14 protein-coding genes are annotated in these 17,322 nt (G+C 44.6%); 8 read left to right on the forward strand and 6 right to left on the reverse strand.

Going from position 1 to position 17,322, the window contains the following annotated elements; translation table 11 throughout:
- Window positions 1–159: 159 nt before the first annotated feature.
- On the forward strand, window positions 160–3,156 hold the full coding sequence (locus QE357_RS07895; RefSeq protein ID WP_309706606.1) for a DUF2723 domain-containing protein: 2,997 nt from the start codon (window positions 160–162) through the stop codon (window positions 3,154–3,156).
- Window positions 3,157–3,545: 389 nt separating this feature from the next.
- Here the strand turns inward: QE357_RS07895 and QE357_RS07900 are convergent, their stop codons facing one another.
- Together QE357_RS07900 and QE357_RS07905 are read right to left on the reverse strand one after the other, a co-directional pair.
- The gene (locus QE357_RS07900; protein ID WP_309706607.1) at window positions 3,546–5,099 is read right to left on the reverse strand and encodes a M81 family metallopeptidase; all 1,554 of its coding nucleotides are present in this window, start codon (window positions 5,097–5,099) and stop codon (window positions 3,546–3,548) included.
- 125 nt (window positions 5,100–5,224) lie between these two features.
- On the reverse strand, window positions 5,225–6,073 hold the full coding sequence (locus QE357_RS07905; RefSeq protein WP_106635621.1) for a neutral zinc metallopeptidase: 849 nt from the start codon (window positions 6,071–6,073) through the stop codon (window positions 5,225–5,227).
- 359 nt (window positions 6,074–6,432) lie between these two features.
- Here QE357_RS07905 and QE357_RS07910 point away from each other — a divergent pair, with 359 nt between their 5' ends.
- The 5 genes from QE357_RS07910 to QE357_RS07930 all read left to right on the forward strand — a co-directional run bounded on the left by QE357_RS07910 (window position 6,433) and on the right by QE357_RS07930 (window position 11,394).
- On the forward strand, window positions 6,433–6,657 hold the full coding sequence (locus QE357_RS07910) for a LuxR C-terminal-related transcriptional regulator (RefSeq protein ID WP_309706608.1): 225 nt from the start codon (window positions 6,433–6,435) through the stop codon (window positions 6,655–6,657).
- A gap of 155 nt (window positions 6,658–6,812) precedes the next feature.
- Entirely contained in the window at window positions 6,813–7,004 is a 192-nt protein-coding gene (locus QE357_RS07915; RefSeq protein WP_309706609.1) for a hypothetical protein, read from the forward strand.
- Window positions 7,005–7,086: 82 nt separating this feature from the next.
- Window positions 7,087–7,839, forward strand: a complete 753-nt coding sequence (locus QE357_RS07920; protein WP_309706610.1) for a GLPGLI family protein — start codon at window positions 7,087–7,089, stop codon at window positions 7,837–7,839.
- A 118-nt stretch (window positions 7,840–7,957) separates the two neighbouring features.
- Window positions 7,958–8,725: a GLPGLI family protein gene (locus tag QE357_RS07925; RefSeq protein ID WP_309706611.1), complete on the forward strand. Its 768-nt coding sequence runs from the start codon at window positions 7,958–7,960 to the stop codon at window positions 8,723–8,725.
- Entirely contained in the window at window positions 8,722–11,394 is a 2,673-nt protein-coding gene (locus QE357_RS07930) for a carboxypeptidase-like regulatory domain-containing protein (protein ID WP_309706612.1), read from the forward strand. Before QE357_RS07925 ends, QE357_RS07930 begins: the two co-directional genes overlap by 4 nt.
- A 62-nt stretch (window positions 11,395–11,456) precedes the next feature.
- On the opposite strand, the gene QE357_RS07935 is transcribed toward QE357_RS07930, so the two are convergent.
- A complete protein-coding gene (locus QE357_RS07935) occupies window positions 11,457–12,416 on the reverse strand; it encodes a DUF1080 domain-containing protein (RefSeq protein WP_309706613.1) in 960 nt (319 codons plus the stop codon).
- 131 nt (window positions 12,417–12,547) lie between these two features.
- Between QE357_RS07935 and QE357_RS07940 the strand changes: the two genes are divergently transcribed.
- Complete coding sequence (locus tag QE357_RS07940; protein WP_309706614.1) at window positions 12,548–13,219, forward strand: hypothetical protein; 672 nt, start codon at window positions 12,548–12,550, stop codon at window positions 13,217–13,219.
- Window positions 13,220–13,871: 652 nt separating this feature from the next.
- Here the strand turns inward: QE357_RS07940 and QE357_RS07945 are convergent.
- Window positions 13,872–14,474: a hypothetical protein gene (locus QE357_RS07945; RefSeq protein ID WP_309706615.1), complete on the reverse strand. Its 603-nt coding sequence runs from the start codon at window positions 14,472–14,474 to the stop codon at window positions 13,872–13,874.
- Between the two features lie 38 nt (window positions 14,475–14,512).
- Window positions 14,513–14,845 carry a DUF6984 family protein gene (locus tag QE357_RS07950; RefSeq protein ID WP_307142653.1) on the reverse strand — a complete coding sequence of 111 codons (333 nt, stop codon included), beginning with the start codon at window positions 14,843–14,845 and terminating at the stop codon, window positions 14,513–14,515.
- A gap of 348 nt (window positions 14,846–15,193) precedes the next feature.
- On the opposite strand from QE357_RS07950, the gene QE357_RS07955 reads away from it, so the two are divergent.
- On the forward strand, window positions 15,194–16,129 hold the full coding sequence (locus QE357_RS07955) for a polysaccharide deacetylase (protein ID WP_309706616.1): 936 nt from the start codon (window positions 15,194–15,196) through the stop codon (window positions 16,127–16,129).
- Here the strand turns inward: QE357_RS07955 and QE357_RS07960 are convergent.
- The gene (locus QE357_RS07960) at window positions 16,126–17,217 is read right to left on the reverse strand and encodes a DUF2891 domain-containing protein (RefSeq protein WP_309706617.1); all 1,092 of its coding nucleotides are present in this window, start codon (window positions 17,215–17,217) and stop codon (window positions 16,126–16,128) included. The genes QE357_RS07955 and QE357_RS07960 overlap by 4 nt on opposite strands.
- Window positions 17,218–17,322: the final 105 nt, after the last annotated feature.

Consider the following 17,322-nt stretch of genomic DNA (forward strand, 5'->3'; position numbering starts at 1 on the left):
AAAGCCATCTGTTAAGGATTTGTAATCCGCCACTTCTAACAACTTTTAACACTCTCCTTAACAACTATTAACATTCTGATTTTTAATGGCTTAAAGTAGAGTTATACTTTCGGTGCTTTTATGAAGCCTTTCTAAAACCGATCAGATTAACTCCTCTTTATGAAAAACTTTTTACGAACAAACACCCTGCTTGGGTGGCTGGTATTTAGCATTGCCCTTCTTACGTATGCCCTTACCGTAGAACCTACGGCCAGTTTCTGGGATTGCGGCGAATTCATTTCCTGTGCCTTTCGGCTACAGGTGCCACACCCGCCCGGAGCCCCCATTTTCCTGATGCTTGGACGATTGTTTTCCTTACTTGCGGGGAATGACGTCACGCAGGTAGCCTACTGGATTAATATGGTTTCGGTAGTAGCCAGTGCCTTTACCATTCTCTTCATGTTCTGGACGATTACGCTGCTGGGACAGAAGATCGTTGGAAAAACGGCTGAAAATCTGACCACCAGCGAAGCCCTGGGCATTTTTGGAGCAGGCGTGGTTGGGGCATTAGTGTATACCTTCAGTGATACCTTCTGGTTCTCCGCTGTTGAAACGGAAGTGTATGCCTTATCCTCTTTCCTGACCGCTCTGGTCTTTTGGGCCATGCTTCGCTGGGAGTTAATTCAGGACGAAGCCACCGCCAACCGCTGGCTCATTCTGGTGGCTTACCTTACCGGTATCTCCATTGGTATTCATTTGGTTAATCTGGTCATTATCCCGGCTTTAGCTCTGATGTATTATTACCGCAAAAAGCCCAATCAATCCTTTTTTCAAAGCATCTTGGCGATGATTACCGGAGTACTCGTGCTGGGACTGATTAATGGAGGCTTATTATCCGGCCTCAGTGCGGTGATGTTTGCGATGGATCGCTTCCTGGTGAACTCCGTGGGACTGCCTTTTAATTCCGGCGTTTGGTTAACGGTCATCCTGTTTTTTGGAATCTTGGGCTATGGCATTTACTTCACGCAAAAGCGACAGAAATCCCTGCTCAGTACGGCCCTGTTATCCGTACTTTTTATTATGATTGGCTATGGTTCGTACACGTCGATTGTGATTCGCTCTAATTACCACCCACCAATTAATGAGAACGATCCTTCAAATCTCATTAACTACCTGCATTACCTCAATCGGGATCAGTACGGAAGTCGCTCATTGTTGTACGGGCCACAGTTTACGGCTCGGGTAACGGATTTTAAACGCGGAACGCCGCAGTACAAACAGGACGGGAATCGCTATAAAATCTACGATTACGAACCCGCTTACGTTTGGGAAAAAGATCAACTGACGTTTCTGCCTCGCTTAGGTTCAAACCAACCCGGCCATGATGATGCCTACGCGGCTTCGCTGGGCTTACCCAAAGACCCGACTGACCCGTCTCGTTACGTCAAACCCACCTTCGCTCAAAACCTTCAGTATATGTTCAGTCACCAGATGGGCTTTATGTACATGCGATATTTCCTATGGAATTTCGTGGGCCGTGAAAGTGATGTCATCTGGGCAGACTGGTATCCGCGACTGGGAAAAATTTCAGACTTACCCGAAAGCATCCGAACCAATAAAGGGCATGATAACTTTTATTACCTGCCGCTGATTTTGGGTATACTGGGTTTTGGTATCCAGTTTATGAAACGGGAAAAAGATGGGTTAGTTCTTGCCTTGGCCTTCCTGATGACGGGTCTGGCCCTGGTCTTTTTTCTGAACGCTCCACCCATTGAACCACGTGAACGGGATTACATCTACGCGGGTTCGTTTTACTTCTTTGCTCTCTGGGCGGGATTGGGCGTATTGGCTCTGCAAAATCTGTTACAGAAAATAGCCCAAAAACCAATGCTGGCCGCTTCGCTGGCGGGAGGTTTGGCGTTAACTGTGCCTATGTTGATGGGGGCGAAAAGCTGGGATAATCACGACCGTTCCCATCGTTATGCGGCGGCTGATTTTGCTCGTAATTTGCTGAACTCCTGTGCTCCCAATGCCATTTTATTTACGGGGGGAGATACCGATACTTTTCCCCTTTGGTACGTGCAGGAAGTCGAAGGTTTTCGGAAGGATGTTCGGGTGTGTTGTCTGTCGCTGTTAGGTACGGAATGGTACATTCAGCAAATGAAGGAAAAAGCCGATGGTTCGGAGCCTTTGCCCATTTCACTGGAAATGGATAACTACCGCAAAGGCATTAACGACCAGATTATGTTTGCGGAAAATCCGAACGTAAAAGCGGGTATTGATCTGGTGGAATACCTGAAGCTGGTCAAGGAAAATAACCCAGCTATTCAGGTAGAGACGAGTATCGGCTCGCTGAATGTGTTACCGTCGCGAATTTTTTCATTGAAGCTGGATCGGGATACCATTCAAAAGTCAGGCGTGATTGCTAAGGGCATGGAACCTTTCTTCACCGAAGATCGCATGACCTGGGATTTCGGCACGAGCGACCTTATCAAAGATCGACTCATCCAGCTTGATATTATCGCTCAAAATCAGTTTAAACGGCCCGTTTACTTTGCCTCAACGCTGGCTTCGGCTAATTACCTGGGCCTGAAAGAATACATGCAGATTGAAGGATACGCATACCGGCTGATGCCGTTTAAAGTGTCGGGTGCTACCGACGGCTTTGTGAATACGGACCTCATGTACGACAAGATGATGAATAAAATGTCGTGGCGGGAAATGAATAACCCTGACGTTTATTACGATGATACCATTCGCGGGGCTCCGGTGGTTTCGGCCCGACTGGCTTTTTACCGCCTGTCAACCCAACTCATTCAGGAAGGCAAGCTGGACACGGCCAAAGCGGCCCTTAATCGTTGTCTGGAAGTAATGCCTGATCGTTCACTTCCCTACGATCAGGTCTCCGTAAGCTTCATTGGGCCGCTGATGGCGGTGGGAGAGCAATCTAAAGCCCTGCAAATGGCTCAGACGATTATGCGGCGTTGCGACGAAAACCTAAATTATTACTACGCCACTCGCGGCGACCGGGAAGACATACGGATGAATCTTTTTCAAATGAATCGGGTCGTACAGCAATTGCAGGAAGCCAAACAGGAAAAGCTGGCGAAATCCTACGAAAGTCAGTTTGAAAAACAATATCAGCGATTTGAAAATCGCTTTGTGGAATCAGAATAACACCTCGTAGAGACGTCGATTTTCTCTTTTTCGTGGCTGGTGTCTTCACCAGCCACTTTTGTTGATGTCTCATCTTAGGCAAAATGGATTGGCCTTATAAACGAATTAATGTACAATACAGAAACAGTCTGAATGAGAAACAAGACGCGATCAATCGACGTCTCTACGGATTTAACAACCATTGCCCGTTCCCGTGGTTGGTGTCATCACCAGCCGCTTTTTAGATTTACCGTATCTAATCTCTCCGTTTCTGTAGCTGGTGAGGACACCAGCCACGGGCGTCGATCGCGTCTCATCCTCTCTGCGGCTAAAATGGCTTGGCCTTGACAAACAAATTAATGGGCGAGACAGGAACAGTTTGACTGAGAAACAAGACGCGATCAATAGGATTATTTTCCCGAAACTGGAATCCACTGAGCCGATAAATTCGGCGTTTTCATGTCTTTGTCAAGCGGATACATGGGGCGTTGAATGTGTTTATAGGGGAGGCGATACAAATCCTGATCGACGCCCCCGGGTGTTAAGGCCATGATCCAGTCTTTTTGCATGTTATATAACTCTGGCTCCAGGTAACCGATTTTCACCACCACTATGTCTGCTTCGCGGGGCTTGAGTCCGAGGCGTTCGAAGTCCTTTTCCTTGTGGTAAGGTTTCCGTTTCTGGGTGACAATCACATGAACGCTGCCCACCTTGACTACCACTTCCACCACGCCATCCCGGTCGCCTTCTACGATGGATTCAATCGTTCCTTTCAAAGGAACGGGTTTAGCAAAACGATGATCCACAATGGCTCCGGCGGTGCCTTCAATGGTTCCACCCACACCAATCGCCTGAGCTTTTTTCACAAATTCTGGATCAGGAATCGAAGCATAGATTAATGCGGGTCCATCGGCTTTCTGAAACTCAGGACGTTTGAGAATTTCGGTAATCGTCCAGGTTACATCACCCGCGGCTCCTGCCGTGGGGTTATCGCCTGTGTCGCTGATAAAAAAGGGTTTCTTCTTACTCACAACGGCTTTGTTCAGGACTTCGTCCAGCTTACCCACGGGAGCAACGAAATCAAATTTTGAGCGAACATCCCAAAAGTGTTTAGCCAGCTTTTCAGCCGATGTAGCCACTTTTTCTTTGTCGTCGCCGACTACCATCACCACCCCGTGATTTCGCGGAGCATCGGCCCAGGCATAACTAATCCAGATGCCTGCATCCACAATGCCTGCGTTGTTATCGGCAATGGGCGATACTTCGGCATACAGGCTTTTGCCCGGTTCAATACGCGTGCTGGTTTGCTCGCCGGGTAACAGAATCGGAACCGGAATCCAGGCTTTGTAAGCCGGTTTTCCTTTTCCACTTTTCAGGCGATCCAGTAAGTGCTGCACGGCCCGTTCCTTGGTTTGCATGGCATCTTCGTGCGGAGCCATGCGGTAACAGGTCATTAAATCCGTATTTTGAGCCAGCCGTTTGGTTACGCAACCGTGCAAGTCCATTGAAGTGGATACTAGGGTTTTGTAACCGACCACCTGCCGGATTCGGGTAATGAGATCGCCCTCGGGATCGTCGAGACCCTGTACGCTCATGGCTCCGTGAATGTCCAGGTAAAGACCGTCGTAAGGAGCATTTTTCTTCAATAAATCCAGCATTTTCGTGACCAAAGACTCGTAGGCTTCCCGCGTAGCGGCACCGCCGGGAATGGATTTCCCGACCAGCGAAGGAAACCACTGAGCCTGTTTTCTCAAAGGGGACTCATCCTTCATGAAAGGGTAGGAGGTAAACACCTGATCGCCGGTTTTGGCATGGAAGGCCTCTTCATGGGTAACGGCGGGAGAAAACGTACTGGACTCAATGCCGAGGCCCGCAATGGCGACGCGAGGGAGATTGTTTTGAGCGGAACCGAAGTGCAAAGCTGCGAACCAGCAGGTAAGGCTTAAGAGGAAGTGTTTTTTCATAGCTACAAGATAGAAAAAACAGGCGTTTTTCAGTCACGCAAAACCGAGGGGTTTGCCGACATAAAAAAAGGCTGATACAGATTCTTCAAAAAATCCATATCAGCCTGACTAATTAAACTTTATACTTACTGAAGATTGGCGTCTTCTTTACTAGTAAACGTATCTCCCTGGTTAATATCGCCCGTTTTTAAGCCTTTTTTGAACCAGTACACCCGCTGGGCGGAAGTGCCGTGTGTGAAAGCGTCGGGAACGACCTGTCCCTGAGTTTCCTGTTGAATTTTATCGTCACCAATGGCATTTGCCGCCCGAATGGCCGATTCAATATCTTTCTCATCCAAAGCCACGCTTTGCCCCTGAGCCCGATTGGCCCAAACCCCTGCGAAGAAATCCGCCTGCAATTCAAGCCTAACCGAAAGTTTATTGTATTCCTTTTCACTGAGGCGTTGCCGCATGGCATCTACCTTGTCAGTAATGCCCATCTGATGCTGCACGTGGTGACCAATCTCATGGGCAATGACATAAGCCATGGCAAATTCACCGGGAGCCTTGAATTGCTGAGCGAGTTCGTCATAAAAGGAAAGGTCGATGTATACCTTCTCATCAGCCGGACAGTAAAACGGGCCCATGGCATTTTGAGCCGTTCCGCAACCCGAGGAAGTAACCCCGCGATACATGACCAATACCGGTTTTTGATACTGAGAATTTTGTTCAGCGAAAATCTGGGTCCAGGCATCCTCAGTACTGGCTAATACCTTTCGTGTAAACTGAGCTGCGGCATCGTCGGCCTGCTGGTTTACAGGAGCTTGCTCCGTGGCGTTTTGAGTCGTTAAAATACTCGAAGGATCTCCGCCTAATAGAGTAACAATCAGGGCAATAACAATGGTGCCGATACCGCCACCAACAATCAGACCGCCCCGGCCACTGCCCCGACGATCATCGACGTTATCGCTTTCGCGACCACCTAACCAACGCATAGATTGAAGTTTTAAAGTTGAACGCTGTGAAAATATAAATTTTGATGCCAGAAACAGGAATTTCCTCCCGAAACCTTTGTAATAAATACATGAAGAGGACGGTAGGGATAATCCTGAGGCATCCAGTGATAGGGGTTTATGCATGACCTAGCTGTTGTCTCAGGCTCTGCATTATTGTGTAAAAGCTAAATTTGATAACAATTAAGTATATTATATTGCTATATTTGAGTATAAATATTTAAAAAAAATTACTTATTTTTAAGGATATTCATATGAATTTTCGTAGTTGTATGGTTACATAACCTTTTCCCAATTGATTGATAAAATAATTCATATGTCAACCTAACCTGTCTTAATTTATGACAACCTCAACTTCATCGCCAACCTTATCAGAGCGTGAAAAAGATGTCATTTCTCTGCTTTCACTTGGGTTAGACAGCCAGGCCATTGCTGACCGGCTCTTTATTAGTAAAAACACAGTCGATACGCATCGAAGGAATATCAAAGCAAAGCTGGGACTTACGGGTAAGAAAAATGCTTTGGCTTTGTATGCAATAAGGCACAGCAATATAGACAATAAGTAACTTAATTATGGGCTAAAATACTTGTTAACGGGTATTTGTTTTAATGTTTTAATACTAAATATTTGCATGATTACACGGCGGCCGAGGTGTGATAGTTTTTATTGTAAACCTTTTAAAATACTTTCAAAATGAAGACAACTTTCACATTGTTAGCAATGGCATTTGTATCAATGTTTGCAAGTGCAACTACAAAATCATCTGAAAAATATTTGTGTAAGTATACAGTAAGAGCTTATTGTAATGGACGTCAAGTAGGAAGTCATACAGGGTATGCAGAAGATTGTAATAAAGCATACACTGAAGGACAGCTTTGGGGTAGAGCTATTTTACATGATGCAGACTGTTAATTAAAAAATCGAACTTTGGTCCCACTGGATCAAGGTTCGATTTTATCAGTTGATTACCAATATAAAACTTAAAAAGGCGGGTATGAAATGTCTGATTGTATACTTTATTCTCTTAAGCACTTATTCATACGCCCAATCTCAATTGGGAATGGTGAATTATTTACAATTAGAAAAACAACCATCGGATCCTGACTATACAGGAAATGGAATATTGAAATTCTCCAAAACAAATTCGATGTATACGGAGAAGAGTGTACTGGCTGACAAAGAAGGCTCTGAAACAAATGGGGAGACGAATGAAACGCGAGTATATAGTAAACCTTCTACATCTAATGTAGATTATATATATACCAATTTTTCATCCCGGCAAATCCTTTCGAATGAGCGAATCTTAGCTAAGTATTTTCCTGTAAAAGATACTCTTATTAAGCCTAACTGGAAGATGGTTCCGGGGAAGCGTAAAATCGGTAATTATGATTGCTTAAAAGCCATAACTACTTTCCGAAATAGAACCTACACTGCTTGGTTTACACCGGCGATACCCATCAGTGCCGGTCCCTGGAAATTATGGGGACTGCCGGGTTTAATTCTGGAAGCTACTTCCAGTGACGAAGTTGTCCGGTTTTTGTTTCAATCAATCCAGTTAACCCCCGCTGGGCCAGCGTTAAATGCTCCTAAAGAGAGTAGAAAGCCCGTGACACTGTCTCAGTTTGTAACGTTTAGAAAAGAAAAATTTAACCGTTTAAAGAAGGCAGGTATGGCCACTGGAAGTTTTAAGAATAATGGGGTGACTGTATGGAATACGTTTAGCGTGGAAAATTTCCCTAACGAATGACGCTTAAATTTCTCTTCTTAGAGTTTGCTTAATGGGGTTTATAAAAAAACAAGATAAAATACCTGTTAACGAGTATTATTATTTTTGAATGGTATATGAATCTTTGTTTTTTGAGCTTATGAAAAAGGTATTATTTTTAATTATCTATTTGCTTGTATGTATCAAAAGTAATGGTCAGAATGTCGTTGCGAAAGTTTTGTATAGACAACAGGAAATCCCCAAGCAAAATGCAGCGGCTAAAAGGGATGTGGATTGCATCCTCTTATTTAATTCTTCCCAGAGCTTATACTACGAGACCTCTAAAAATAGAGTTTCTAATCTAAAATCAGGGGCAGATGATAATGTCGAAAATATTGAATTGGATTCGGGAAATGACGGTTTAGTGTTTTTTAATTATCAAGATTATCAATCAAAAAAGTTGTCATCTAATGAAGCTATTTTTTCAAGGAAATACTTTGTACAAGAAAAAATAGTAGTTCCTAAATGGGTAATTACGAAAGAGTATAAAAAAATAGGGTCTTTCAAGTGCCAGAAAGCTAAGGCTTTTTACCGAGACAGAAATTATATGGCCTGGTTTACTACTGAAATTCCGAGTCTGGCTGGCCCCTGGAAACTGCAGGGATTACCCGGTTTGATACTCGAAGCTGAATCAGAAGATGGAGAAGTGAAATTCCTTTTCGAATCTTTGATATTCAATCCTAAAAACGAAAAGATTGCCATCCTCAAAACTTATGGGAAACCAATGACGCTGGCTGATTTCGTAGAAATTAGAAAAAAAGTACTTCGAGATACAAAAAAATCATTTGAAAGTAAGATGACTCAGTTTGGTGGCGGGTATGAATTCAATGTAAATACATTTTCTAAAGAAAACTTTCTTAGCCAATGACGCTACGATTCCTGATTTTGGGCTTGTGTTTGATGGCTTTTTTACAGGAAACTTTCGGTCAACATAAAGAACTTACTTTTAGTATTCAGGGAAAAGTGACAAATTCCTCCAGCCAACCTTTGGCTGGAGGGATACTTATTATTTCCAAGGCAGACTCAAGCATTGTAAGTTATACCACGACAGATGAGAAAGGTGAGTATACCTTTGAATTAGAGGCCGATACTTCTCATTACCTATTAACGGTGAATAACCTGGGTTATATCAGCCAGAGTAGATGGATTATGGCCCGAAGTCAAACGCAGCATTTTCAATTGGAGCAAGAGCCTACGCAGCTCCGTCAGGTTACGGTGAAAGGGGATCTTTTGCCCATTCGGGTGAATGAAGATACTACATCATTTTCTGTTCAGAAATTTGCCGATGGAACCGAGCGGGTGGTAGAAGATATTCTTAAAAAACTGCCCGGTGTACGGGTGGACGATAAGGGCGGAATCTCGTTTAAGGGAAAGCCCATCGACAAAATTTTGCTGGAAGGAGACGAATTTTTTGCGAAAAATTATCGGATCCTTTCTAAAAACCTATCTGCTGATTTACTGGATAAAGTCGAGGCGATTGAAAATGCTTCCAACACGCCTTTACTGAAAGGAATTGAACGGTCGGATAAAACGGTTCTGAATTTAAAGTTGAAGGAAGATCGTCGTAAAACCGCTTTTGGAACGGCTGATCTGGCCGCTGGGCTTACCCGTCGGTACGAAGGTCGGGCCACTCTTTTTTCGCTGGTAGATCGGCTGAAACTGGGTATTATTGGATCGGCTAACAATACGGGGAAAAACCCGGTACCGGAGCTAAACTATGATTTGGGTAATGAAAACCCGGACGTTTCCGATGGGCAGAGCCAGCATCCGAGTAGACCTTTTTTGCAGGCCCAGCCCATTGCTGTTCCGGGCATTTCTGAAGAGCGGTTTAACCAGAATCGGGTTTGGCTGGGAGCGGTTAATCTAAATCTTAACATTACCTCAAAGCTGAAGGTAAAGGCCTTTACTTATCAGTTAAGCGATCGAAATACGCAGCAAATCAGTAACCGTTACGAATATTTACTGGAAGGAAAGTCATTGGTGGTTAGTGATACCCAACGACTGGAAATTCGACCCTCCCTGCGGGTAAGTCAGGTTGCCTTGGAGTATACTCCCAACCAAACAACCTTACTCAAATGGCGGGGGAACTGGCAGGGCCAGCGGGATGGATCTTTCTATCAAATTGCCTCTCATAACCCTGATTTTTCCGAGAAGCTACAGCAACGGATGTCAACTCGTCAGCAGGGTATTCAGCAAGAGTTGGGTTATATTCATCGCTTTCCCCGGAGCCGGGCTTTAACGCTGGATGCTTATTACCAGCATCAAAATCGGCCCCAGCAATTGTTGGTAGAATCGGGAAGGTTTCGCTCACTTTTCCCGACTACTGAAGGAAACGTGACTCAAAGGGTTCGTAATGAGGTTCAAACCTACGGTATACAAACCCGGTGGATGGGGGCTTTACCCAGCAAACAAAAGTATGCACTTCTAGGAAAAGGGTCTTATCTGAGCGAAGGTTTTACTTCAGGATTAAATACGGAAGCTGGTTCAGTGACCGATTCATTGTATAGGAATCAACTGAACTACCAGAAGTGGCAGGGGTCGCTGGAAGCCAATACCGCGATTCCGCTGGGACGGTTGGATTTTTACGCAGGAATTTCTTTGAACTTTGTTCAGTTAAAGGAGCAATCCCTTGGTTTGCGTGCGAAGTTTGTTTTCCTGAATCCGATGATCGGATTTACCTACCGCATTAATCAGGAAAATAAACTCAGGGCTTATTACAGTCGCAACCAGAGCCAGCCGAATGCAATGGATTTGAGTAATGGCTATGTCCTGACCAATTACCGGGCCTTTCAGCGGGGGTATGCCGGGCTTAATCGCCCTCAGTCAGATGTATTTACATTCAGTTATTCCAACTCAGACTGGCTCCGGCAGTTTTCCATGCACACCAGTGTCACGTACCTTTCGGAAAAATCTCCTTCTATAAGTCAGGTTCTTGTCAATGATCAGTTTACGTTCATGGGGCAAGTGCCTTCACCCGCCCGTAATGAATCGTATGAGCTGGCTTCTGACCTGAGCAAATACCTGTCAGCCCTGGAAATTAATAGCACGCTTCAGCTAAATGCGGGTTGGAATTCCTACCAAAGTGCTCTGAACTCAGCCCTGATTTCCAAAGGTACGATTCGTTCGCTGGGAGGAAAACTAACCCTGCGAACGGCTTTTGATGGTATCGTTAATTTTGAAGTGGGGTATGAAGACCACTGGTCGGATATTCAGGAATCAGGAATTTCACTGGGATATAATCGTTTGAGAAAACCGATAGCGGGAATCAAAATGACGCCTTCGAAAAGCTGGTATTTCATTACGACTTCCGAATGGACTGATCTGCGGAATAATACCTCTCAAAACCAGTTTTACTTCCTCGATGCTCTGGTTCGTTTTACCCCTTTGAGAAAACGGGTCGTATATGAACTCTCCGGAAAGAATTTATTAGGCAGCCCAACGGCTACGTATAGTCAGCTAAGTAACTTTTTAATCAGCCAGTCTACCTATCAGTTAGTTGCAAGATATATTCTGGCAAGAGTAGAATTTAATTTCTAATTCTAACTAAAAAACCACGGTAATGCTACCGTGGTTTGTAAACGAACAATAATCCTTATGGCTTATTTCGGTAACGTAATCCGAATGTTCCGAAACTCAATCGGTCCGTGGTCGCCTTGCAGGTAAATGGGGCCGGGTTCGCCTTCTTTGCTGTCGATAGCACCGCCAGTAATGCCCGGAATCGTGGTGTCGCAAATAATCGTCTTGCCATTCAAAGCTACGGTTACCCGGCGTCCTACCAATGTAATATCGTAACTCTGCCATTCGTCGGCGTTATTGTCGGGAAGCTCGTTGGGGGTTAGAAAACCGTACACGGCACCCAGCATATCTATTTGCGGTTCCATGCCTTTACTGTCTACAATTTGTACTTCATACCGTCCCCGCAGGTAAACGCCGCTGTTGCTACCTTTTGGATACTTGAATTCAATGTGCAGTTTAAAGTCAGAAAAAGCCTGATCGGTCTGGATGTTGGAGCCTGACTTGGGACTTTTCAAAACGCCATTTTCCACGACCCACTGATTCGTTTCGCCCATGGCGTGCCAGCCTTTGAGGTCTTTACCATTGAATAACTCAGTGGTTTTTCCCCAGGTAACCGATTTGGTTTGAGCCAGCGAAGGAGCACGGACGCCCGTCCAGGTTAAGGTTTTTCCGTTGGGACTTACCATGGTTCCGGTAAGTTTGTCGCCTTCCAGCATGCCATTCACCACTAAATCCTGGTCGGCTCTTTCCCACTGTGGAGGAATGGAGAAACTAATCTTTCCATCCGTAAAATTGACTTTCGAAATGGGGCGGGCACTGCCGCTACTCCCCACAAAGCGGCCCACAAGCGTGCTATGACCCGAGTGTGTTACTTCCAGCCAGGAAGGTAGGGTTTTGCCTTCGGACTGCACCGAAAGGTCCCAGCGGCCTTCGAGCGAGCTGGCGGTAGGAGCAGGCTTTTGATCGTCAGCGAAAGTCATAAAACTTACCAGGCCGAAGGCGGCGGTAAGTAAGGTACATGTGCGTAGGGTAGAGGAAAGCATAGTGATCTGAAATGTATGAGGTATAAACGTCCAAATCTAGTCAATACACCACTGTCAAAAAAGCATGGCAGAATAATCTTTAAAAGGTATATTGCTCACCCGGTAATCTGGTATTAACCCCACTTTCAGCTATGAAAAAGTCAGTATTTCTATTTTTTCTATTGATTTCCTGTAACTGTTTTGCTCAGGTAGATACATTAAAAAATAATTACCTGAGAATTCAACCATCGCAGGTGTTACTCCGGGAATTGGCTCTGCAATATGAACAAACAGTCGCAAAAAGATTAACTATTGGACTAGGAGCCGGCTATCGATTTCCGAAGAGAGGTCAACCATCAGAGATTGGAGAGTTAATTAGTATGATGGCCGCCGATTATCGTTTTCGAAACGTGGTTAATCCTCCTTATCATGGACTTAGATTGTCTATTGCCCCCCGTTATTACTTAAATCCTCGTAAAACACTTTTTATTTCAGCGGAGCTTTTTGTGAGATACTGGTGGTTCAATAACGTACCATCCGATTATCACAAAACGACTAATAGTTATGGAAGTATAAAAAGCGAGCACATGGACGTAAGGGGAGGAAAACTACTGATCGGATATAATAGTCCATTACTATCCTTGCCTAATGGACATAAATTATACTATACGCCTTTCGGAGGTTTCGGACTTCGATCAAAAGAATACCTATACATAACCCAGTATAACAATATAAGCACAAGCAGATTCGAAAAAGAATCCGGGAAAATCATAACTCCCAGTATTCATATGGGAATATTCCTTGCGTATACTTTGAGTAAGTAATGGAATTTTTTGCGTTAAAATTCTGACTGTTAGATTATTAAGTAATATTTTTTGTTTCACCCGGAGTGAATCCAGAGAAGGAACGTACGAGCCGATCCTACCGCAGTCGCTCGGCTCTAGCCGAGTGACCACCTGGTTGCAGGCCTCTGCCCGTCTGACTCAAAAAAGCCAAGGTAATTAAATGCTGATTTTACCCCCATGTATTTCAATACTATCGGCCAGAGGCCTATTGCTATTACGTCACTCGGCAGAGCCGAGCGACTGGGGGGAGTAAGGAATGTGCAGTCACTTCTGGTGCGAGATTCCATCTTGTTCCTACTCTAACGACAGGTGAGAACCTGCCGTTAGCGGCCAAAGCCTGTCATCCAGAGAAACGTACGAGCTGATCCTACCGCAGTTGCTCGGCTCTAGCCGAGTGACTACCTGGTTGTAGGCCTCTGGCCGGTAAGATGCGAGCCAGTAGCTAGTTACTAGAAACCTTTCCTAAACAAACTATACTTGTAGCCATCGGCCAGAGGCCTATAGCTATTGCGTCACTCGGCAGAGCCGAGCGACTGCGAGAGCTGATTTTACCCCCATGTATTTCAATACTATCGGCCAGAGGCCTATAGCTATTACGTCACTCGGCAGAGCCGAGCGATTGCGGGGGGAGTTATTGGTTTGTCGATAAAAGGTTTTTACGTATTAAATAAGTCATTCCAACTGAATCTTTTTTATCACTAAAAACAATAAGATTATCTTTCTCTTTAGTGAAAGGATGACGCCTTATTATTCCAAATTTATAAGTCCGTTCTTTCGAAAATATGGATTTTTTATACGATATGTAGATAGTGTCATTAATAAAAGAATACTCACCAATATCTTCAGTTATTCCAAAACAGACACTTTTGGACTTAGTTAAACCGCTATCCTTTAGGGTAATTGTGTCGGTACAGTTTGCAACTCCTTCATAAGTGGCGACTAATACATCAACGCCTTCATATTTACTAAAATCGATAACTCCTTCAGGAAAAATAAAAGTCAGAAAAAGTAAGGGAAACATAATTTCAATGACTTGAATTCTGATTTTGTTATGAAATCGTTCGCTAATTGATTTATAAATCTGAATAAATAAGTTTACAACTAAAACAACATAAGATATGACTAAAGATAAAAATACAGGTAGAAAAAATACGTTCAATCTGCCTGACCAGAAGTAAGAAGTATGGACAATAAAAAAATAAAGAATAGTAAACAGTAGTAGACGTTTAGGCATGGATCTGCAATGAGATTAAAGATAGTTAAAGCTTTCATCTAGGACTTAATGCTAACCTTCTCCGGCGTTGGGTATTCCAGCAATTTAGAAAAGTCTACTTTCCAGAAATCTAAATCCAGCAGACGGCCTTGTGTGTCTTTGGTAAGGGTAATTACGACGGGCGTTTCGTCAGAATCCGTATAGTCTACCTGAATCAGATCGCCATCGTACGCATTAGGGTCGCCGCCGAGTGAAATGCTACCCATTTTCCCCCCCTCGTATTCATCTACCAGTTCGTTGAAGGGATAATCTTCGCGTTTCAGATTCAATTGTTCCAGCAGGTAATGAATCAGGGTTCGTTCGTTTTCGCGGATGGGTCGTAATTGGCTCATGAGTACGTTGCAATAGAATAGATAAACTCAAACTTACGGGAAGTAGGGGAGGAGTGCGAATTTTTCTTTCTGAAAAAGCTAAGATCGTACAATCAATGGTCAAGTTCAGGGAAGATAGCCCTTGATAAGTGCCCTGTGAAATCCAGGATGATTCCCCGGTTTATCCCCAGGGTTTTGCGTTTATCGAGATGCGGCCTGATAACCTGACTAAAGGTTTGGCCACAAGCTATGATCAGATTTGATGAAGGATTGGTTATTTTAGAAAATGAAACGATAGTGTTTATTACCAACAATTCACTACTTTACCTCACCATTACCCAAGTAAAACCAACAACGGTAAACTAGTTCATGAAGGCCCTTATTACCACCCTGTTTCTATTCTTCAGCGTTACGCTGAGTTTTGCTCAACTCAGCGAATATCAACCTTTTATCGCTCAGTTTAACGAATACCTGATCCTGCGGAAATGGAAAGAAGGTTCGACGGAAAAATACTGGGCGGTGCATCCGAAAACCTTGCAAACGATGGTTTTGGAAAACGTTACTGTCAAGCCAATGGATAAAAACGAAGCCCGGAGCTGGGTAGGTCGAACGCCTTATGGTCGAGCTTTGTATACAGAACAAACGAGGGCTGGAGCTTTGCAGGATGCCGGGTTAACCCGAACGCAACCCAACGAGAAAGGCTTTAGCCTGACAATGGACTTATGCCCCTCGCACAAACCTCTGACACGAACCGTTTTCGAAGATTTGATAGCGGCTTTCGAACCCGAAGAAAAGCCCGTACCGATCACAATTACCATCACGGGTTTATGGATGCAGAGCCATGCGGATGATTTGCAATGGCTGAAAAATCTGGAAAAACGTGGAGATTTACGAATAACTTGGGTTAATCATTCCTTTCATCACCAGTACGATCCGAAGTTGCCGCTGACTCGTAATTTCCTGCTATCCAAAGGTACCAATATGGCGAGTGAGGTATTACTCAACGAGCAGGCCATGATTCAGAACGGATTGCTGCCTTCCATCTTTTTTCGCTTTCCCGGCCTAATTTCTGATCAATCAATTTTTGATGATGTCCTTAATCTGGGATTATTACCCCTGGGTAGTGACGCCTGGCTGGCGAAAGGGCAGAAGGTGCAACCGGGCAGCATTGTATTAATTCACCCCAATGGAAACGAACCCGTAGGCATCGCTGATTTCATTAAGTTAATTAAAACCAACGCCAGTTCTATCAGAAAAAAAGACTGGCTGTTGTACGATTTACCAGCCAGTCTTTCCCAAAATTAATCGACACTCAGAGCGTACACCGCGAAAGAGGCCAGCCAGTGCTCGCCGCCATAGTTACCTCCAGCTACCTGAGGTAAGGTTTTGCTGAGGTGTTCCTGAGCACTCGCCAGTAACTTCTTCCGGCGTTTGTCTTTCTCGGGTAAAGCCGAGGCAATGCCTTTCATGCACCAGGCTCGACTTAACGCTAGCCCATCCAGATGGACGATGGAATAATCTGTTCGATCGCTTACGAAGGGTAACTTCATGACATTATCCAGTCCTTCGGCGGGCATGTATTGATTGAACCAGGTCAGAAATTCTTTCGGTGAAAGGACCCGACGCATCAAGTCGCACACTTCCAGCGAAGGCGAAAGGAAATCCGTTCCGTCGGGCTCCTGGATGGCCGGAGCGTTTTTATTGGCGAGGTAATAATCCTTACTGCGTTGAATAATTAAGGCCTCAAACTCGGTGTCTTTCACAGAACGGGCGTAATCCAGAGCAAAAACCAAACCAAACGCCGTGTTGGGGTGAACACCCGTACGGTTGGGATAGGTTTGTTTGGGGAGGAAGTTTTTCCATAAGGTAAGAATCTTGGCCGTTAAGGGCTTCAGATTTTGGTGCCATTGTTTTGCCTGTGGATCATTCCAGGCCTGTAACTCTTCGTCCAGTTTCAGTAACCAGGCCCAACCGTACGTCCGCTCAAAACCTTTGGCAATTTTGTATTTATCAAAATAAGCGGCTTCGGCCTGTAATTTTTCGGCTTGAAAGCTGGTATTCAATACCTCACGAATGGCCTTTTGCTCGCTTAGGTTTGGGTACATTTTCAGTAATCGCACCAGCATCCAGTGACCGTGAACAGACGAATGCCAATCCAGACAGCCATAAAACGAAGGGTGTAACTGCTGAGGTGTCAGGCTCATGTCCGCCTCAAACTCATAGGTATGGTTCGGTTTGTTTGGTAATACCTGCGTAATGCAATGCAAAGGTAACTGAGCCAGGTGAGACGCTCCGGCTTCGGTTAACTTCATGGCAGTGCTATCAAACAAAACCGTTTGGGCCGAAAGCTGGTAACTAAGCAAACCCAAAGCAAGGAGGGTAAATTTTTTCATAGGAGTGTATACACGGTTAAGGATCAATGGCACCATTAAAACAAACGTAGAGATGCGAGTAATTTGAAGGTAACAAAACTGCCTCTTACCCAGACGCGATCAGTC

It is taken from the genome of Siphonobacter sp. SORGH_AS_0500, assembly GCF_031453245.1.
GTDB lineage: Bacteria > Bacteroidota > Bacteroidia > Cytophagales > Spirosomataceae > Siphonobacter.